Genomic DNA, 18,583 nt, shown 5'->3' on the forward strand with positions numbered 1-18,583 from the left:
TTTTTATGCTACAAAAGTGAAGAGCCATTTTTCCTATGGGGTTATGCTAATATCTCCAACAGGTTTCCATTTGATAGTTAGAATTTGATAAGTAGATATAATAAAATATGCCTAGATTTTCGGGGTGACTTCACGCTAATTTTACAATTCGCGCTAATCAGCGTGAATATTTTTTGTGTTATACACGGTTTTGACATGTAATTCTCTTCGTGCAAACAACCCTTTAAAAAAAGTTCACGCCTTTTGGAAGAAATCCCCATGTTGGCGTGAATCGCCAGTTGTAATTGGTCGTTTCAAAATTAGAGTTTTGCAAAAGCGGCGAATTGCGTTCACGCTAAATCCGCGTTTTCCGTCAAAAAGCGTGAAGTGTCTTCGATTTTCTAGGCATATGAGATTGTGCGAACGAATATTGGGCAATATTATTAGACTTAAATCCGGGCCGCCGCCGGTGCACAGGTGAAACGTCGCGGATTCTCCATCCCGAAACGAAACCTATTAGAACGACTGGGCGATTTTGATTTTTAGACTTTTGTTCTAATTCTTCGTGATGTAGTCTTCAATAACAAAATCATCATTATTAATCATTTGAAGCTTATGAACTATTTTTTTAATTATACCAATCATTTCTTCATATGCTGCTTTATATCCATCCTCATCAAAAACGCATGCGCTATCATCTTCATTGAATGAATAAAATGAATCATATAGATTTCTTGCCTGTTCATTCAATTTCCGCAGTTCATCATCGTTATCGATTAATGGATATTTTCTTCTTATAAATCCTTCCTCATCGTATACCCATATAGGGCCATGAAGATACTCATTCATCAATTTAATTGTATACATTATAAATCATCCTCTCTAATCGGATATGTCAAAACTAAAAAGCGGGATAGCTCCTAACACTATCCCGCAATAATTCGCAAATACCCTGCAAATGCTTACCGCTCCTGCGGAAGCAGCTTCCGGGCAATCAGCGCCACAATCATGGTGATAAGGATGTCCGGGAAGGTGTTGCCCAGCACGAAGTCCACCGTCATGAGGTAGCGGTAGAGGCAGAACCCCAGAAGCCAAACCAGCAGGTTGACCCACTGGAAGTCTCGGCCGCTGTCATCTGCTTTTACCAGGAAATCCGCAATCATGATGGCAATCATCGGAGCGAAAACGGAGCCGATGAAGTACAGGAAATTGGTGATGTCGTCCATCGGGAACAGCATGGCACCCACGGTTCCGATGACGGCCACAAAGATTCCCATGTTTTTGCCGGAAATCCGAGATGTAAGGGACTCCGCAGAGATTCCGGCGGAGTAGGCATCCAGGAACGTGGTGGTTACAGTGGAGAAAACCACAATCAGCAGGCCGGCCAGTCCCAGTCCGGCGCGAACCATGATCAGGGAGATATCCGTGGTGCCTGCAAAGAGCGCTGCCCCCATGCCGATGATGTACATCCAGCAGCTGATGATGCCGTAGGTGACAGAGCTGGTAAGGGTTGCGGCGAAAGGTTTTTCCGCTTCCTTGGTGTAATCGCTGATCAGTGGCATCCAGGAAAGGGGCATGGCCACCGCCATCTCCACAGCGGCTCCGAAAGTAAGTCCACCTTCGGAAATCGGTGCGGCACTGCCATTCCCGAAGAAAATCACCTTGCACAGAACCAGTGTGAGGATGAACAGCGCAGTCATGGTCACCGTGTTGATTTTACCCAGATTGGTGATGCCGATTTTAATCCAGAGAATGATCAGCAGGCCAATCACCAGCGCCCACAGCCAGATGCCGGTATTCCAGATGGCGTTGGCGGACAGCGCGCCGTCGTAGATCATGATGGCCGTCCAGCCAATCAGCTGAATCACGTTCATCAGAGCGAAGAACAATCCGCCTTTCTGTCCGAAACTCATCTTGGTGGTCTCCATGGCGCTCTTTCTCGCTTTTCCGCCGATGTATCCGGCGAAAAAAAGAAGGGTGCAGCCGATAAGGTGTCCGATGAGTATGGTGAGGAGGGCGTTCCGAAGTCCCAGAGAAGCGAAATAGGTTCCCGTGAGAATTTCCGCAATGGAAACGCCGGCTCCGAACCATATCATGCCGTTTTCCAATAGATTTGTCTTATGCTCCATATATTAATACTCTCCTTCCACTGCAAACGCGTGATCCATCGGACCTTTTCCCTTACCCAGATCCAGCATAGCCGCCAGGGCTCCGGAAATGTAGCGCTTCGCCTGATCTACAGAATCTTCCAGAGACATGCCTTTGGCCAGATTGGAAGCGATGGCGCTGGAAAGGGTGCATCCGGTTCCGTGGGTGTTCGGATTATCGATTCGCTTTCCCTTGAACCATCTCAGTCCGTCGCCGGTGCACAACAGGTCGTTGGCATCGTTCAGGTCGTGGCCGCCTTTCAGAAGCACGGCACAACCGAACTCATCGTAAATTCTTCCGGCGGCCTTTTCCATATCCTCCGGGGAATGAATTTCCATTCCGCTGAGCACTTCGGCCTCCGGAATATTCGGTGTGCTGAGGAGTGCCAGAGGCAGCAGCTTTTCCTTAAGAACGGCAATGGCATCATCGGAAATCAGGCGGGCACCGCTGGTAGCCACCATTACCGGATCCACCACGATGTTCTTCGCATCGTATTCCGTAAGCTTGTCGGCAATGACCTGAATCAGCTCCGCCGAGGAAACCATGCCGATTTTCACGGCATCCGGGTAGATATCGGTGAATACCGCATCCAGCTGATGTGCCAGAAATTCCGGCGTGGAATTGAGAATATCCGTTACGCCGGTGGTGTTCTGTGCGGTCAATGCGGTGATGGCGCTCATGGCGAAAACGCCGTTTACGGTCATAGTCTTGATGTCGGCCTGAATTCCGGCACCGCCGCCGGAATCGCTTCCGGCAATCGTCAATGCTGTTTTCTTTTTCATAAGTGTCTCCTTCATAAATTACTTATTTACAATGTGCTTGGTCACGGTGAGCAGTCTGCGAGCGGCGGTTTCAATATCCTTCTGCCCGAAAATCGCACTGATTACCGCAACGCCGTCAATTCCTGTTCCGGCAAGATCCAGCGTATTCTCCTCCGTGATTCCGCCGATGGCAACCACCGGAATGTTCACTGCAGCGGTAATTGCTTTTAGGGTATCCATGGTCAGGGCACGGGCGTCGTCCTTCGAGTCTGTCGGAAAAATCGCTCCTACGCCCAGATAGTCCGCCCCTCGCGCTTCGGCCTGTTTGGCCTCTTCCACGGTTCCGGCGGAAACGCCGATAATCCGCTTATCGCCCAGAATTTCCCGGACGTTGCCGGCCTCCATATCCGACTGCCCCACGTGTACACCGTCCGCGCCGATTTCCGCCGCGATTTTCACGTTGTCGTTGATGACAAACGGGACATCGTATTCCCGGCAGAGCTTCTGAATTTCCAATGCTTCGGCCATAAAATCAGCTTCGTCCAGCTGCTTTTCCCGGAGCTGAATGAATGTTGCGCCGCCATCCAGGGCTTTACGAACCACATCCGAAAGCCGTTCGCCCTCCTGAAGCCAGTGGCGGTCGGTGACACCGTATACGAGAAAATCCTCCCGGCGAAGGTTATCCCGGTGGATGCTCTTGCGAGGGGATGTAAGATTATCGAAGTTCATAACGTGCTCCTTTCTTCAGTTCTGTTCCGGTCATGTTGCAGATGGCGTCGATGATTCGGTTGCGGTAGGTGGAATTCCCGTCGGATGCCTGCATGTGGCTCCAGCCGATTTCGCCTGCCAGCCCCATTGCCGAAACCGCCGCTGCAGCGGCATCCAGCATGTTGTCCGGATTTGAGGCAATGAATGCGGTCATCATTCCGGATAATTGACAGCCGGTTCCCGTAATCCGGCCCATTTCCGGCCGGCCGTTTCGAATCACGTAGCAACGGTCGCCGTCGCTGACAAGGTCAATGGCACCGGTGACCGCGACGATGCAGCCGCAGGAAGAGGCGAAGGATTTTACAAAGGCGATGCTGTCATCCAGGTTCTCTTCCGTCACAGCATCCGCTACGTCCGCATCCACGCCCTGGGTGGTACCGCTTCCCTGTGCCAGGGTCTTAATTTCCGAAATATTTCCGCGAATCACATCCGGATGGATTTCATCCACAATTCTGCGTGCGGTATCCGTGCGAAGCGTGCTGGCGCCGGCACCTACCGGGTCTAGAAGAACCGGGTGATTCAGTGCTTTGGCCTGTTTGCCGGCGGCAAACATAGACGAGATAGTTCGTTGATTCAGCGTGCCGATGTTGATGTTCAATCCCGTGCAGATGGCGGTGATTTCCGCCGCTTCTTCCGGTTCATCCGCCATAATTGGGCTGGCACCGCAGGCGAGAATGATGTTGGCCACATCGTTGACGGTCACGTAGTTGGTGATATTGTGTACCAGAGCACTCCGCTGGCGGAGCCGATCAAAACAATTCTCGAACATTTTATTTCTCCTTTCATGATGAACGACCGAATAAAACACAAAAGGCTGCGCCATAATTTGACGCAGCCTTCCAAATCCATTTCCCTCCGTTGGCATTACCCAAATCAGGTCAAGGGTCTAAGTCGTTCCTTACTCTCAGCCCGGATTGGGCTCCCCGTCGTTCGATATTCGGTTATTCCTCTCTCATTATACTCTCCGGAAGCTAAAAAGCAAGGTTAACGATACCGATCGTATTCCTTTACGCGGCACCCGGCTTCCCGCGCTGCCTGAATGGCAAAGGCGGAATCCTCATAGACCAGCGCGTCTTCCGGAGGAACGCTCATTTCCCGGCATACCACCCGAAAAATTTCCGGATCGTCCTTGGAGATGCCCAGTTCCTGGGATACAAAGAGCCGACTGAAATAGTGCCGGATTCCGGTTCGCCGAAGTCCGGCTTCCACGAACTCCCGAGGGGAATTGGTAAGGATAATCATCGGCTCTCCCGTTCGGGACACCGTTTCCAACTCCTCCTGAATTCCCGGAAACAGCTCCAGGTCGTTCTCGTAGTGCCACAGTACCCGGTCCATCAGTCCCCGGGAGGTGTTTTCGTAGTCATCCAGGTCAAAGTGATTTACCAAGTACCGGACGCTCTCCGGGAAGGTGAGGGGATCCAGAATCTCCGCCAGATCCGCCGGCGGCTGAATGCCCAGACTTCGGAGATAATCGCTGCTGATGTTGTCCCACATTCGCATGGAATCCAGCAGCGTACCGTCACAATCAAAGATATGAAGTGCGGTCATCGGATTATTCCTGTTCTCCGAAGATGCGAATCAATTCCCGGATGACCTGAATGGACTGATCCATTCCTTCCAAAGTGATGTGCTCGTAAGGACCGTGGTATGCGTGTCCGCCGGTTCCCAGGTTCGGGCAAGGCAGACCCATGAAGCTCAAGGTGCTTCCGTCAGTGCCGCCGCGGACCGGAAGAATCAGCTCTTCTACACCGGCTGCTTTGCACGCCTTCTTCGCATTTTCTACGATGATTGGGCACTTCTCGATAACTTCTGCCATGTTCCGATACTGAACCCGAATGTCCAGTTCCACAGTTCCGGCACCATACCGTTCATTGATGAACTTCGCTGCCTGACGCATGGTCTTCTGGCGGTTGTCGAAAACATGGGCATCGTGATCCCGGAGAATGTAGGTGAGGGAGGCATCGGAAACGCTGCCTTCCATGTGGGTCAGGTGATAGAAGCCTTCATAGTCCTCGGTTCTTTCCGGACGTTCTGCAGCCGGAAGCAGAGAATCGTATTCCATTGCTACCAGTGCCGCATTTACCATGATGTTCTTTGCGGAACCCGGGTGCACGTTGGTGCCGTGGAATGTTAATTTTGCCTGAGCGGCGTTGAATGTCTCAAACTGAATTTCGCCTTCCGTATCACCGTCCAAGGTGTACGCGTAGGTCGCACCAAATCTCTTTACATCGAAGTGAGATGCGCCGGTGCCGATCTCTTCGTCCGGGGTAAAAGCAACGCTGATCGGTCCGTGAGGGATGTCCGAAAGATCTTCCACTGCGGTGAGAATTTCGGCGATTCCCGCTTTGTCATCGGCGCCCAGGATGGTGGTTCCATCCGAGGTGATGAGGGTGCGGCCCTTCAGTGTCCGAAGGTGCGGGAACATTTCCGGGGAAAGGGTCAGACCGCTGTCGCCCAGTGCCAATGCCTCTCCGTCGTAGTTTTCATGCACTACCGGTACGATATCGTGATCGCAGAAGTCCGCAACCGTATCCATGTGAGCGATAAAACCAATGGCGGTGCAGTTCTCATATCCCGGAGTTGCCGGAATGTGACCGTATACATAGCACTGATCGTCAACCTCAGCATCCTCAATGCCGATGGCTTTCATCTCGTCCACCAGAACGTGGGCCAGGTTGAATTGGCAAGAAGAGGATGGGATGGTGCTGCTGTTTTCGTCACTTGGTGTGCGCACGGTAACGTACTTAAGAAATCTTTCGTAAGCTTTCATTTCTATAGTTCCTCCTTAATGAACATAAACAACTACCTCTTATTATATTTCCCGTGCAGTGTATTTTCAAGAGTGCAAAAAAAGTGGAATATGCTTGACTTACACGGCTTTTTGCGTTATACTCGTCGCGCAAGATTGTTTTTTCTACACCGGACGACATGTCGGGTGTTTTTTATTGGAAGGAGGAAATGCGATGAGTAAAACAATGAAAACTGTAACAGATCTGGTGCAACTCGTTCTTGGAAATGCGATGAGCGCTTGTGCTATGGCATGCTTTGCGCTTCCTTATGACATGGTAGTTGCAGGGGTGACCGGTGTTGGAAGAAGTGCGAACCACTTCTTTGGATTCGGTGTGACCCCTACCGTATATGCAATTAATATTGGGTTATTCGTAATCGGATGGATTCTTCTGGGAAAAAAATTTGCCGCTACAATTGTGGCCGGAACATTCCTGTTTCCGTTCTTCCTCGGATTGTTTCAGAACATCGATGCGCTGCAGCATCTGGTAGACGATCCGCTGATGGCGGCAATCTGTGCCGGCATCATGGATGGTGTGGGAATTGGTATGGTAATTCGTATGGGTGGTTCCACCGGTGGTGTGGACGTACCGCCGATTATTTTAAACCGAAAATTCGGCTGGAAGGTAGCGCCGGTCATGTCTGCACTGGACGTATGTATTTTTATCATCCAGATTCCGATGACCAACACCAACGGAATTATTCTGGGAATCTTCTATACGCTGATTTACAGTGTGGTTTTGAACTACATTCTGGTAATGAACCAGGGTGGCGTACAGACCATGATCTTCAGTAAGGAAAAGAGCCGATCCATCAACGAGAAACTGCTGGAACTGGGATACGGCACTACTATTTTCCCGGCAAAGGGCGGATACATTCAGGAAGATTTCGAAGTGATTTCCAGCGTCATCAGCAGCCGCAACCTGAACCGCGTGAAGAGAGCGGTTCTGAACATCGATCCGACGGCGTTTATTACCATTTCCAATGTCAGTGAAATTAACGGAAACGGTTTTACCACCATGTTCGGCGACGAAGAGTACGTGCCAATCGTATCGCAGCGCCGCGAAGGTATCAAGGTGATCGAAGATGAGGGAAAAAATTAATAAAGAAAAGCCAAAAAACCATTGGAAAATGGCTCATTTCCCTGTATAATGTAGTGTGACTAATTTAAAGGAGTGAAAGAATGGGAAAAGGAAAACAGCGTCCACCACAGTTTAACCGTCAGTCAAAAGGTTATCAGCAGAATATGTATAAGAATCAGATGAAGGAAAAGGGCGTAGAGATGCCGAAGCAGTTGGATATGGAGAAATGGTCCAAATTCAACCGTGTAGCCGGCATTGTCTGGGTTGTTGCCGTGATTCTTCTGGCATTCCTGGTAGGCTGGAAGGCTTCCCTGATTGTTGCAGTTCTGGGATTCGTGTATCTGGGCGGCTTTATGCTGTATATGAACAATTACATGAAGAAATACCTGGGTGCGTACAAGAAGATGGGTGTTCCGAAGGAAATGTATTTGAAGCAGCTCCGTCGAAACGGAACAGACGAAAAGCAGATTCAGAGAATGTCCACCATGTGGGACAAGGTGAAAGAGGACTAGTTCCGGAAACTGAATTGAAGTCGAAAGTGCAGGTGCAACTGCACTTTTTTTTGTAAAAAAATTACAACCCATATTGAAACTCCTTGCCGCGGTGTGATAGTATATCTTACAAATGATGAAAGAGCTTCTTGTACCGTAAGGCAGATAGAGAGACGAAAAGAGGAAGGATATGAAACAGGAAGAGCTGATAAAAATTATGATTGGCGTGGCAAAGGGCATCGCAAAGGTGGAAGGCCGGGACACGGAAGTAGCGGTACATGACCTTCACGAGATGCAAATGGTGTTCATCGCCAATGGCAATATTACCGGGCGGGAAGTGGGGACCCGCATGGATAAGTCCATCTATAAAATGATTTTGCGTCAGTCCGACGATGACGGACATATGATTGCATATCGTACGATGTCCGAGAAGGGAAAGCGCCTTCGGTCCTCCCATTTCATCATCCGGGATGAAAAGGGGGAGCCGGCGGTGCTGATCTGCATCAACCAGGATGATTCCAAGCTGGAAGAGCTTCGGGATTACATCAACTACAAGATTCACGTGAATACGGATGAAGAATGTTCTCCGGGGGACAGCGGCGGAAATATTATTCAGAACGTGGCGCAGAACGCGATTATGAATTCCATTTGGAAGATGACGACCGGAGATCTGGATACGAAGGAAGGAAAGATTACCTTGCTCAAGGAACTGAAGCGTCAGGGAATCTTTGATGTTCGAGCAACGACGCCGTACATTTGCAAGGCGCTTTCCATCTCTCAGACCACGCTGTACAACTACCTTCGGGAGATTAAAAATGAAGGGGAAGATGACAGCACACCGTTAAGGCTGAAATAACCGAATATCGTTTTATTGAAAAAAATCAATAGACACCCTCTTTGCCACGAGACGTATGGGGAGGAGGGTGTTTTGTTTGAATTTTTATACAAGATTTTCACGATAATTTGTTGATATGTAAAAAAATTAAAATGTGTAAAAAATTCGCAAAAAAAAGTTGACCCCGGCCAAGTGCGGTGATATTATCGAGTTGTAAAGAAATTTCAATTTGAAATTTATTTGAATTGATTTAGGAGGTAATTAGATGGCCGAGAAAGTAATTATGTCGGGTAACGAGGCAATTGCCCGCGGAGCTTATGAAGGTGGCTGCGTATTCGCATCTGCTTATCCAGGAACTCCAAGTACAGAGATTCTCGAGAACATGCCGCAGTACAAGGAAAACGTGTACTCGGAATGGGCTCCGAACGAGAAGGTTGCGGCAGAAGCAGCAATTGGTGCTTCCATCGCCGGTGTTCGTTCCTTCTGTGCAATGAAGCACGTTGGTCTGAACGTAGCAGCTGACCCAGTATTCACCGTAGCATACACAGGTGTTACCGGTGGTCTGGTAATCATTTCTGCAGACGATCCGGGACAGCACAGTTCCCAGAACGAGCAGGATAACAGAAACTATGCAAAGGCAGCAAGACTGCTGATGCTGGAACCGTCTTCCAGCCAGGAATGTAAGGACTACATGAAGATGGCGTTCGCACTGTCCGAGAAGTTCGATGCACCGGTTCTGTTCCACGTGACAACTCGTGTATGTCACTCCAAGGGAATCGTTGAGCTGGGTGAGCGTGTTGAGGCAGACTACATCCCTTATGAGAAGAAGATTACAAAGTATGTATCTGCACCGGCAAACGCAAAGAAGATGAGAGTCAATCTGGAAACAAAGCTGCAGATGATGGAAGAGTATGCAAATACTTGCGAAATCAACCAGCCGGAATGGCATGACAAGAAGATCGGTGTGGTAACATCCGGAATTTCCTATCAGTATGCAAAGGAAACCTTCGGAGAGAACGCATCTTACCTGAAGCTGGGTATGACCTTCCCACTGCCAACTAAGCTGATTGAAGACTTCTGCGCACAGGTTGAGAAGGTATATGTTATTGAAGAAATGGATCCGTATCTGCAGGAATTCCTCCAGATTCACGGAATTGAGTGCGTTGGAAAGCCGGTTATTCCGACCTTCGACGAACTCAACACAGATATCGTAAGAGAAGCACTGACCGGTGAAGTTCCGGAATCCTATGAATCCGAACTGAAGTCTGTAGTAAGACCTCCATCACTGTGTGCAGGATGTCCACACAGAGGATTCTTCCAGGCAATCAAGAAGAAGAAGAACCTCATGATCAACGGAGATATCGGATGCTACACACTGGGTGCCAACGCTCCTCTGAACGCACTGGATACCGCAATCTGCATGGGTGCCAGCCTGTCCATGGCTCACGGTGCATCCCAGGCATATAAGATGGTTGGTGCAGAGACAAAGGCAGTTGGTGTACTGGGTGACTCCACATTCTTCCACAGTGGTATCACCAGTATCATGGATTCCATCTACAACCAGGGTCACAGCATCAGCGTAATTCTGGACAACAGAATCACCGGTATGACCGGACATCAGCAGAACCCGGGTTCCGGATTCACTCTGATGGGCAAGGAAGCACCGGAAGTAGATATTCCGGCTCTGCTGAAGGCTATCGGCATGAAGGAAGAGAATATCCACACTGTTAACCCGAACATTCTGGAAGAGGTTGATAAGGCATTGGATGCTTGCATCGCTACCGACGAACCAAGCGTAATCATCACAAGATGGCCGTGCGTTCTGAAGAAGTTCAGCCAGCAGGATCTGGATGAATTCCCAACCATGAACAAACATCAGTGTGAAATCGATCAGGATAAGTGCAAGAACTGCAAGATGTGCGTAAAGACCGGATGCCCGGCTCTGATGTCTACCAAGGATAAGGTAGAAATCGATAAGACCAGCTGCAACGGCTGCACAATCTGCAAGCAGGTATGCCCATTCAATGCAATTTCGGAGGTGACAAGATAATGAGCGAAGTAAAGAATATACTCCTCGTAGGTGTCGGCGGACAGGGAACCATCCTCGCCAGCAAGATCCTCACGAGCGGCCTTATGGAAGCTGGTTATGACGTTAAGATGAGTGAGATTCACGGAATGTCTCAGCGTGGCGGAAGTGTAAGTACTCAGGTACGTTATGGAGATAAGGTTCTTTCTCCAATCGTTGGAAAGGGTTCTGCAGACGTTATCGTTGCATTCGAAACCATGGAAGCTCTGAGATGGCTGCCATACCTGAAGAAGGGCGGATCCATCGTAGTAAACGATTTCGTAATTAACCCGGCACCGGTTAACCAGGGTCAGGCAGAGTATCCGGAAGGAATTATCGAAGACCTGGCAGCAAAGGTTAAGGTTGTATCCCTGAAAGCCGGAGATATGGCTACTGAGCTGGGCAACCCGAAGGCAATGAACGTCGTTCTGCTGGGTGCACTGGTTAAGGCCATCGGTACACTGGACGATGTAGACTGGATGAAGCACATTGAGAAGAATGTGAAGCCGAAGTTCGTTGAACTGAACAAGAAGGCTTTCCAGGCCGGATACGATTTTAAGTAATAGGGAAAGAGCGGAATAAGAATGGGGATGCAGTCTCCAGATGAATCCGATTACCTCTAAACAACAGAAAGGCGAGTCACAGGACTCGCCTTTCTGTTGTTTTTTTTTGAGCTGTCCACCTTACGGGGGAGAGCACGCAAAGGCAGTGCTTGGAAAGGAATTGTGATGAAATTAGAAGAATTACTTGGAAGTGAACTTTGTGCATAACTTGTGTATAAACTTTGATACAACCCATATTTTCATGAATTTTTATTGATAAGTATGAATAATTATGTATAATAGAATACATCAACGAAAAAGAAAAGGAGTATTTGTTATGAAAAAGGAAGAGATTAAAAAAGTAGTACTTGCATATTCCGGAGGTCTGGATACCTCCATCATCATTCCGTGGCTGAAGGAAAACTACAATAACTGCGAAGTCATTGCCGTATCCGGCAACGTAGGACAGGATGATGAGCTGGATGGTCTGGAAGAGAAGGCCATTAAGACCGGCGCATCCAAGCTGTACGTTCTGGATCTGACGGATGAATATGTGGATGATTTCATCATCCCGACCATGAAGGCCGGTGCAATTTACGAAGAGTACCTGCTGGGAACCAGTACCGCAAGACCGTGCATCGCGAAGGGACTGGTAGAGGTAGCGAAGAAGGAAAATGCCGATGCCATCTGTCACGGATGCACCGGAAAGGGAAACGATCAGGTTCGTTTCGAGCTGACCATCAAGCACTTCGCACCGGAGATGCCGATCATCGCTCCGTGGCGTGAGTGGGATATCAAGTCCCGTGAAGAGGAAATCGATTATGCGGAAGCACACAATGTTCCGCTGAAGATTAACCGTGAGACCAACTACTCTAAGGATAAGAACCTCTGGCATCTGAGCCATGAAGGCCTGGATCTGGAAGAGGTGGAGAACGAGCCGAAATACGAAGAGAAGGGATTTCTGGAAATGGGCGTATCCCCAATCGACGCACCGGACGAACCAACCTATATCGAACTGGATTTTGAGCAGGGAACACCGGTGGCATTGAACGGTGAGAAGATGACCGCGAAGGAAATTATTTTAGCCCTGAACGAGCTGGGCGGAAAGAATGGTATCGGTCTGTTGGACATTATCGAGAACCGTCTGGTGGGCATGAAGTGCCGCGGCGTCTATGAGACACCGGGAGGCACCATTCTGTACAAAGCGCACGAGTATCTGGAATCCGCTACGCTGGACAAGATGACTCTGCACGAGAAACAGAAATTGGCCATTACCTTTGCCGAAGTGGTATACAACGGTCAGTGGTACACTCCGCTGAGAGAGGCGCTGTCTGCTTTTGTGGACAAGACGCAGGAGAATGTAACCGGTAAGGTTCGCATGAAACTGTACAAGGGCAACATCATCAAGGCCGGACTTTGGAGTGATTATTCCCTCTATTCGGAGGAAATCGCAACGTTCGGTGAGTCGGATTACGACCAGACCGATGCCAATGGATTCATCAACCTGTTCGGACTGCCAATTACCGTACAGGCGATGGTCGATCAGAAAAACAACAAGTAATAGATTTTTAGGAGATATATAATATGAAGAAAATGTGGGCCGGCCGTACTGCCGGAGAGTTGAACAAAATTGCCGATAAATTCAATGCGTCGATTCCTTTCGATAAGAGACTGTACAGACAGGACATTACCGGATCGATAATGCATGCAGAAATGTTGGCGGCAAAGGGCATCATTCCGGCTGCGGCTAAGGATCACATTATCGAAGGTCTGGAAGGAATCCTGGAGGATTTGGAGAGCGGAAAGCTGGAGGTGGATCTGACCGCCGAGGATGTGCACATGTTCGTAGAAGGGGCGCTGACCGAACGCATCGGAGCGGAAGGAAAGATGCTCCATACCGCAAGGAGCCGAAACGATCAGGTGGCCCTGGACCTTCGGATGTACGTAAAGGAAGAGATTGAAGATCTGCAGCAGCTGGTGCTGGAAATGGTGGAAGCGCTGACCGACAAGGCGGAGGAATACAAGAAGACCGTGATGCCGGGATATACGCACCTGCAGCGGGCCCAGCCGATTACCTTCGGGCATCATCTGATGGCGTATGCCATGATGTACCTGCGGGATTTGGACCGTCTGAAGGATGTGTATAAGCGGACCAACGTATCCCCGATTGGATGCTGCGCTCTTGCAGGTACCACTTACCTGACAGATCGCCGGATGGAAGCAAAAGGTCTTGGATTCGATTCCATCTGTTTGAACAGCTTGGATGGGGTTTCCGACCGGGATTACAGCGTGGAACTGCTCAGTGCATTATCCATTCTGATGATGCATTTCTCTCGCCTGGCCGAAGAAGTAGTTCTCTGGTCCAGCTGGGAATTCAAATTCGTGGAGCTGAGCGACAGCTTTACCACCGGTTCCTCCATCATGCCGCAGAAAAAGAATCCGGATATGGCTGAGCTGGCCCGGGGGAAGACCGGGAGAGTGTATGGCGATTTGATGTCTCTGCTCACCGTGCTGAAGGGCATTCCGCTGGCATACAATAAGGATATGCAGGAGGATAAAGAGCCGGTGTTCGATGCCATCGATACGGCAAAAATATGCCTTCAGGTATTCGCCCCAATGATTCGGGAAATGAAGGCCAACGAAGAAAATATGATGCATGCGGCACAGAAGGGATTTATCAACGCGACGGATTTGGCGGATTACCTTACCAAGAAGGGCATGCCGTTCCGTGAGGCGTACAAAATCATCGGAACCATCGTTTCCGACTGCGTGAAGAGCGGAATGGTATTGGAGAACCTTCCGCTGGAAGAGTATCGGAAGTACTCGGATATGTTTGAGCAGGATCTGTACGATGCCATCGATTTAATCAACTGCGTAAAAAGAAGAAAATCGGAAGGTGGGACTTCCGTGGAGTCTGTGGAAGCGCAGATTCAAGCAGTTCGAAATATACTAGAGGAAGAAAAGGGAGAATGGGAATGAGTATTGATCTGAAAGGAAGGGATTTCCTGACATTGCTGGATTTTACGCCGGAGGAGATTCAGTATCTGCTGGATTTCTCTGCGGAATTGAAAGCAGAGAAGAAGGACGGAAAACCCCATAAGACACATGAGGGAAAAAACATTGCACTGATCTTCGAGAAGAGCAGTACCCGTACCCGTTGTTCCTTTGAGGTGGCGGCCAGCGATCTCGGAATGGGAAGTACGTATCTGGCCAGCGGATCCCAGATTGGTGTAAAAGAAACTTTGGCAGACACCGCTCGAGTTCTGGCGGGAATGTTCGATGCCATTGAGTACCGCGGATTCGAACAGAGCCGCGTGGAAACCCTGGCGAAGTATTCCAAAGTTCCGGTAATCAACGGCTTGACCAACGAGTATCATCCAACGCAGATTCTGGCGGATTTTCTCACCATCGAAGAGCATTTCGGCAGACTGAAGGGCATCAAGCTGGTGTACATGGGCGATGCCGGTTACAACATGGGCGATTCTCTGATGATTGGCTGCGCGAAGATGGGACTTCATTTCGTGGCATGTGCACCGGATGAATATTATCCGCCACAGCCGCTGATCGATCGGTGCCGGGAAATCGCCAAGGAAACCGGGGCAATCATCGAGATGAATGCGGATCCAATGGATGCGGTCAAGGATGCGGATGTCATTTACACCGACGTATGGGTGTCCATGGGCGAACCGGAGGAGAAGTGGAACTACCGTTTCAAGGATTTGTATCCGTATCGTGTGACACAGGATCTGATGGATGCGGCGGGACCGGATTGTGTCTTCATGCACTGTCTTCCGGCATATCACAACACCGATACACAGGTGGGAAAAGAAGTTTGCAAAAAATACGGAATCGATTCGCTGGAAGTGACCGAGGAAGTCTTTGAAGGTCCGCAGTCCATCGTTTTCCAAGAAGCGGAAAATCGTATGCACACCATTAAAGCAATTATGGCAGCGGTAATCTAGTTGCCGTCATATAACACTTACTCTTTTTCGAAAGGGCTGCTGTAGGAATGCGGCGGCCCTTTTGGTATTGAAAATATTTGGAATTCTGTTATAATAAAAACGATTAAACTATGTTATAGAACATAGTTAAAATGGCCGTGCGAAAGGACTCACTGCCAAAATCATGGAGAACGAAATGGAAAAAGAAGAAAATATCAAAGAACGAATCATCCGCAAATCCTGGAACTTGTTTTCTCAGAAGGGATTCGAAAAAACAACGCTGAACGATATCATTATGAGTGCCGGAATATCTAAGGGTACTTTTTATTATTATTTTCGCAGTAAAGACACATTACTGAACACGTTATCTGTTATATTTGATGAAGAGTACAGAAATGTGGAAGAACAGATGCCGGCGGATTTGGATTCCTTTGAGAAATTGATGTACTTAAATTATAGAATTCATACCTATATCGGAGAGAACTTCGACTACAGACTGATTGCGAATCAGTATGCGGCTCAGCTGACGAAGGAGGACGCCTCCAACCTGCTGGACAAGAATCGATTCTACTTTTCAATTCTGAATCGCATTATCGATGAAGGCCAGAAGAACGGGGAACTGCGGGACGATTTGACCGTCACGGAAATGGTGAAGCTGTACGGAATCTGTGAGCGTGCGCTGGTAACCGATTGGTGTATGAATAATGGAGAATATTCTCTAGGAGAATACAGCAAGAAGATGATGCCTCTGCTGTTCGGTCAGTGCCGGAAGAAATAACGGCAGGTGCATCCGGTAAAGGAGTACTATGTATTACAGAAATAATAATTTTGGCTGTTTCATTTTGCTGCTGCTGGTCCTCTTTACGATGGGCGCTTTTCTGCGGCTTCTGTTCACACCGGCTTTTTGGATTGTGGTGGGCATTGTCGCACTGATTTCTGCGGTGCAGAAATACCTGTACAAGCGGAATCGCGAAGATGAATACGAGTCGGAGTATGAGAGAAGCAGAACATACGGCAATTCCGGAAACAGAAGTTACCCGGAAGAGGATGTGGATTATTCGGAGGGTACGGATGATCCGAATCGGATGGAACAGGTCTACGAGACGAATGCCGTGGATGTGGACGATGTGGAAGTGACTCGAGACGACGATTAGCAGAATTATGTGAATAAGGATGGCGTTCCGACAGGGACGTCATTTTTTCTTGTGGAGATAAAGATTATGTGATGAAAAGTTCGTTAATAATTCGAACAAAGTTTTTGTTTATGTGTTATAATTTATTTACAGATTGCAACGGCTAGTGAAGAGGAAAGGTAAATGATATGACACAGGAAGAACGAATTAATATGCTGTCCAATATCGCAAAAGGTCTTTCCAAGATAATGGGAAGCGATACTGAAGTTGCGGTTCATGATTTGCAAGAAATGAAACTCAGTTATGTTGCAAATGGGTATGTGACCGGCCGAAAGGCAGGATGCCCTCTGGATGAAGGCGTGGGCCAATCCATCGAGAAATTGTCCGATGAGGACGATCATCTGGTGGGATTTGAAAGCCATACCGGAAAAGGAAAGAAGCTGAGAGCTTCTCATATGCTGTTCCGAGATGAAAACGGAGATGTGGCCGCCATGCTTTGCGTGAATCAGGATACCTCCACCATCGATGGAATTCTTCAATATCTGGGAAATATGGTTCGCGTGAATCTGCATGAGGGTGAACAGGAGAACATGCTGGGAGAAGAAGATTACATCCAGAAGATGACGCAGGATGTCATCCGTCGTTCGGCTGAGGCCATGAATCCGGTGGAATTGACCACGAAAGAAGGAAAGATGGAATTGATTCGCCGGCTGAGAATTCAGGGCGTATTTGACGTGAAAGATGCGATTCCTTATGTATGCAAAGTGATTTCCGTATCCCAGGCAACACTATACAATTACCTGCGGGATCTTCGAAATGACGATGAATTGGAACCAATCGAACGCCTTAAGGTAAAGTAATCAGGAGGAGAGAATGGAAAGATACAGTCTTTTGAAATATAAGGACCGAAGAAATACAAATAGCGTAAAGTGGGATGATTTGGAGGAAAAATTTGGTCGCACGGATTTGCTCCCGGCGTGGGTGGCAGATATGGATATCGAGGCACCGGAATGCGTTCGGGAGGCATTGACGGAATACGTGAACTATAACGTTTACGGGTACTATTCGATTCCGGAGTCTTTCACCGATTCTTTTATCCAATGGATGAAAGAACGGCATGGGTATGAAATCAATCCGTTGTGGATTCGATATTCTCCGGGTGTGGTTCCGGCTATTTACTGGATTATTCAGATGCTGACGGAGATTGAAGACAGCGTCGCACTGATGTCACCGGTATATTATCCTTTCGCCAATGCTATTCGGGACACGTCCCGCACACTGGTGGATGTTCCGCTGGTGAAAGATGAAAACGGATACTACACCATGGATCTGGAGAGCTTCGAGGCAATGGTGCAGAAGAAGGACGTGAAGCTGTTCATCCTTTGCTCCCCGCACAATCCGGTGGGCCGAGTATGGCGCGAGGAGGAGCTTCGGGATTTGCTGGATGTGTGCCGGCGGAATGGGGTCTACGTTATTGCGGATGAGATTCACCACGATTTAATTATGCCGGGACACCGGCAGATTACCGCTGCCACTGCCGGAGATTATGACAGCATTCTGATTACGCTGACTTCTGCATCCAAGACGTTTAACCTGGCCAGCTGCCAGAACGCCATGGCGATTATTCCGAACGACGCCCTCCGGGCAAAATATGATGCCATGACGCGGAGAATCAAGACGCAGAGCGGAAGCAGCTTCGGATACGTCGCTTACGAGGCGGCATTCCGGGGCGGAAAAGAGTGGCTGGAGCAGGCAATCCGGTTAATATACGGAAACTATCAGATTCTGGTGAAAGGGTTGAAACAGAAGCTTCCGGAAGCAGTGGTGTCCCCGCTCGAGGGGACCTATCTGGCATGGGTGGACTTAAGTGCCTATCTGTCGGAACGGGATACGGAGCGAACGATTCGGGATGTGTGCAACCTGGCAGTGGATTTCGGAGAGTGGTTCGGCCGGAATAAGTACGAAAACTTTATCCGCGTGAACCTGGCCACCTCCCCAGACAATGTTCGTCAGATTGTTGCCAGACTGGATCGTATTAATACCCTTTAATG

19 protein-coding genes are annotated in these 18,583 nt (G+C 48.9%); 12 read left to right on the forward strand and 7 right to left on the reverse strand.

Annotated features, from left to right (window positions below; translation table 11 throughout):
• Nucleotides 1–534 precede the first annotated feature (534 nt).
• The 7 genes from PUE40_RS03800 to pepT form a co-directional block, all read right to left on the reverse strand.
• A complete protein-coding gene (locus PUE40_RS03800) occupies nt 535–846 on the reverse strand; it encodes a hypothetical protein (RefSeq protein ID WP_277671957.1) in 312 nt (103 codons plus the stop codon).
• Nucleotides 847–941: 95 nt separating this feature from the next.
• Nucleotides 942–2,108 (reverse strand): putative hydroxymethylpyrimidine transporter CytX, encoded by a 1,167-nt coding sequence (cytX, locus tag PUE40_RS03805; protein WP_154554104.1) that lies wholly within the window; start codon nt 2,106–2,108, stop codon nt 942–944.
• 3 nt (nt 2,109–2,111) lie between these two features.
• The gene (thiD, locus tag PUE40_RS03810) at nt 2,112–2,909 is read right to left on the reverse strand and encodes a bifunctional hydroxymethylpyrimidine kinase/phosphomethylpyrimidine kinase (protein ID WP_277671958.1); all 798 of its coding nucleotides are present in this window, start codon (nt 2,907–2,909) and stop codon (nt 2,112–2,114) included.
• Nucleotides 2,910–2,927: 18 nt separating this feature from the next.
• Nucleotides 2,928–3,617 (reverse strand): thiamine phosphate synthase, encoded by a 690-nt coding sequence (thiE, locus tag PUE40_RS03815; RefSeq protein ID WP_154554102.1) that lies wholly within the window; start codon nt 3,615–3,617, stop codon nt 2,928–2,930.
• A complete protein-coding gene (gene thiM, locus PUE40_RS03820) occupies nt 3,604–4,425 on the reverse strand; it encodes a hydroxyethylthiazole kinase (RefSeq protein ID WP_277671959.1) in 822 nt (273 codons plus the stop codon). Before thiM ends, thiE begins: the two co-directional genes overlap by 14 nt.
• 215 nt (nt 4,426–4,640) lie before the next feature.
• Nucleotides 4,641–5,204 (reverse strand): HAD family hydrolase, encoded by a 564-nt coding sequence (locus PUE40_RS03825; protein WP_154554100.1) that lies wholly within the window; start codon nt 5,202–5,204, stop codon nt 4,641–4,643.
• 4 nt (nt 5,205–5,208) lie between these two features.
• Complete coding sequence (pepT, locus tag PUE40_RS03830; protein ID WP_154554099.1) at nt 5,209–6,426, reverse strand: peptidase T; 1,218 nt, start codon at nt 6,424–6,426, stop codon at nt 5,209–5,211.
• A 193-nt stretch (nt 6,427–6,619) separates the two neighbouring features.
• On the opposite strand from pepT, the gene PUE40_RS03835 reads away from it, so the two are divergent.
• The 12 genes from PUE40_RS03835 (at nt 6,620) to PUE40_RS03890 (ending at nt 18,581) form a co-directional block, all read left to right on the forward strand.
• The gene (locus PUE40_RS03835; protein ID WP_154554098.1) at nt 6,620–7,546 is read left to right on the forward strand and encodes a YitT family protein; all 927 of its coding nucleotides are present in this window, start codon (nt 6,620–6,622) and stop codon (nt 7,544–7,546) included.
• 80 nt (nt 7,547–7,626) lie between these two features.
• Nucleotides 7,627–8,037: a hypothetical protein gene (locus PUE40_RS03840; protein ID WP_154554097.1), complete on the forward strand. Its 411-nt coding sequence runs from the start codon at nt 7,627–7,629 to the stop codon at nt 8,035–8,037.
• Nucleotides 8,038–8,206: 169 nt separating this feature from the next.
• Nucleotides 8,207–8,872: a helix-turn-helix transcriptional regulator gene (locus PUE40_RS03845; protein WP_154554096.1), complete on the forward strand. Its 666-nt coding sequence runs from the start codon at nt 8,207–8,209 to the stop codon at nt 8,870–8,872.
• A 244-nt stretch (nt 8,873–9,116) separates the two neighbouring features.
• Nucleotides 9,117–10,901 carry an indolepyruvate ferredoxin oxidoreductase subunit alpha gene (iorA, locus tag PUE40_RS03850; protein WP_154554095.1) on the forward strand — a complete coding sequence of 595 codons (1,785 nt, stop codon included), beginning with the start codon at nt 9,117–9,119 and terminating at the stop codon, nt 10,899–10,901.
• Nucleotides 10,901–11,479: an indolepyruvate oxidoreductase subunit beta gene (locus PUE40_RS03855; RefSeq protein ID WP_154554094.1), complete on the forward strand. Its 579-nt coding sequence runs from the start codon at nt 10,901–10,903 to the stop codon at nt 11,477–11,479. Before iorA ends, PUE40_RS03855 begins: the two co-directional genes overlap by 1 nt.
• 316 nt (nt 11,480–11,795) lie before the next feature.
• Nucleotides 11,796–13,019, forward strand: coding sequence for an argininosuccinate synthase (locus PUE40_RS03860; RefSeq protein WP_154554093.1), 1,224 nt, complete (start codon nt 11,796–11,798; stop codon nt 13,017–13,019).
• 23 nt (nt 13,020–13,042) lie between these two features.
• Nucleotides 13,043–14,437 (forward strand): argininosuccinate lyase, encoded by a 1,395-nt coding sequence (gene argH / locus PUE40_RS03865; protein ID WP_277671960.1) that lies wholly within the window; start codon nt 13,043–13,045, stop codon nt 14,435–14,437.
• A complete protein-coding gene (argF, locus tag PUE40_RS03870) occupies nt 14,434–15,420 on the forward strand; it encodes an ornithine carbamoyltransferase (protein WP_330681538.1) in 987 nt (328 codons plus the stop codon). The genes argH and argF overlap by 4 nt, the downstream gene beginning before the upstream one ends.
• A 175-nt stretch (nt 15,421–15,595) precedes the next feature.
• A complete protein-coding gene (locus PUE40_RS03875) occupies nt 15,596–16,177 on the forward strand; it encodes a TetR/AcrR family transcriptional regulator (protein ID WP_235898195.1) in 582 nt (193 codons plus the stop codon).
• 28 nt (nt 16,178–16,205) lie between these two features.
• Entirely contained in the window at nt 16,206–16,553 is a 348-nt protein-coding gene (locus PUE40_RS03880; RefSeq protein ID WP_277671961.1) for a hypothetical protein, read from the forward strand.
• A gap of 167 nt (nt 16,554–16,720) precedes the next feature.
• Nucleotides 16,721–17,392: a helix-turn-helix transcriptional regulator gene (locus tag PUE40_RS03885; protein ID WP_154554088.1), complete on the forward strand. Its 672-nt coding sequence runs from the start codon at nt 16,721–16,723 to the stop codon at nt 17,390–17,392.
• Nucleotides 17,393–17,405: 13 nt separating this feature from the next.
• Nucleotides 17,406–18,581 carry a MalY/PatB family protein gene (locus tag PUE40_RS03890; RefSeq protein WP_154554087.1) on the forward strand — a complete coding sequence of 392 codons (1,176 nt, stop codon included), beginning with the start codon at nt 17,406–17,408 and terminating at the stop codon, nt 18,579–18,581.
• The last annotated feature ends 2 nt before the right edge of the window (nt 18,582–18,583 follow it).

The organism is Mogibacterium kristiansenii (assembly GCF_029224645.1).
Classification (GTDB): Bacteria; Bacillota; Clostridia; order Peptostreptococcales; family Anaerovoracaceae; genus Mogibacterium_A; species Mogibacterium_A kristiansenii.

Excerpts from the sequence above, each read along its gene's own strand:
- PUE40_RS03800 (WP_277671957.1), bottom strand. The coding sequence starts at position 846 with ATGTATACAATTAAATTGATGAATGAGTATCTTCATGGCCCTATATGG.
- cytX (WP_154554104.1), bottom strand. The coding sequence starts at position 2,108 with ATGGAGCATAAGACAAATCTATTGGAAAACGGCATGATATGGTTCGGA.
- thiD (WP_277671958.1), bottom strand. The coding sequence starts at position 2,909 with ATGAAAAAGAAAACAGCATTGACGATTGCCGGAAGCGATTCCGGCGGC.
- thiE (WP_154554102.1), bottom strand. The coding sequence starts at position 3,617 with ATGAACTTCGATAATCTTACATCCCCTCGCAAGAGCATCCACCGGGAT.
- thiM (WP_277671959.1), bottom strand. The coding sequence starts at position 4,425 with ATGTTCGAGAATTGTTTTGATCGGCTCCGCCAGCGGAGTGCTCTGGTA.
- PUE40_RS03825 (WP_154554100.1), bottom strand. The coding sequence starts at position 5,204 with ATGACCGCACTTCATATCTTTGATTGTGACGGTACGCTGCTGGATTCC.
- pepT (WP_154554099.1), bottom strand. The coding sequence starts at position 6,426 with ATGAAAGCTTACGAAAGATTTCTTAAGTACGTTACCGTGCGCACACCA.
- PUE40_RS03835 (WP_154554098.1), top strand. The coding sequence starts at position 6,620 with ATGAGTAAAACAATGAAAACTGTAACAGATCTGGTGCAACTCGTTCTT.
- PUE40_RS03840 (WP_154554097.1), top strand. The coding sequence starts at position 7,627 with ATGGGAAAAGGAAAACAGCGTCCACCACAGTTTAACCGTCAGTCAAAA.
- PUE40_RS03845 (WP_154554096.1), top strand. The coding sequence starts at position 8,207 with ATGAAACAGGAAGAGCTGATAAAAATTATGATTGGCGTGGCAAAGGGC.
- iorA (WP_154554095.1), top strand. The coding sequence starts at position 9,117 with ATGGCCGAGAAAGTAATTATGTCGGGTAACGAGGCAATTGCCCGCGGA.
- PUE40_RS03855 (WP_154554094.1), top strand. The coding sequence starts at position 10,901 with ATGAGCGAAGTAAAGAATATACTCCTCGTAGGTGTCGGCGGACAGGGA.
- PUE40_RS03860 (WP_154554093.1), top strand. The coding sequence starts at position 11,796 with ATGAAAAAGGAAGAGATTAAAAAAGTAGTACTTGCATATTCCGGAGGT.
- argH (WP_277671960.1), top strand. The coding sequence starts at position 13,043 with ATGAAGAAAATGTGGGCCGGCCGTACTGCCGGAGAGTTGAACAAAATT.
- argF (WP_330681538.1), top strand. The coding sequence starts at position 14,434 with ATGAGTATTGATCTGAAAGGAAGGGATTTCCTGACATTGCTGGATTTT.
- PUE40_RS03875 (WP_235898195.1), top strand. The coding sequence starts at position 15,596 with ATGGAAAAAGAAGAAAATATCAAAGAACGAATCATCCGCAAATCCTGG.
- PUE40_RS03880 (WP_277671961.1), top strand. The coding sequence starts at position 16,206 with ATGTATTACAGAAATAATAATTTTGGCTGTTTCATTTTGCTGCTGCTG.
- PUE40_RS03885 (WP_154554088.1), top strand. The coding sequence starts at position 16,721 with ATGACACAGGAAGAACGAATTAATATGCTGTCCAATATCGCAAAAGGT.
- PUE40_RS03890 (WP_154554087.1), top strand. The coding sequence starts at position 17,406 with ATGGAAAGATACAGTCTTTTGAAATATAAGGACCGAAGAAATACAAAT.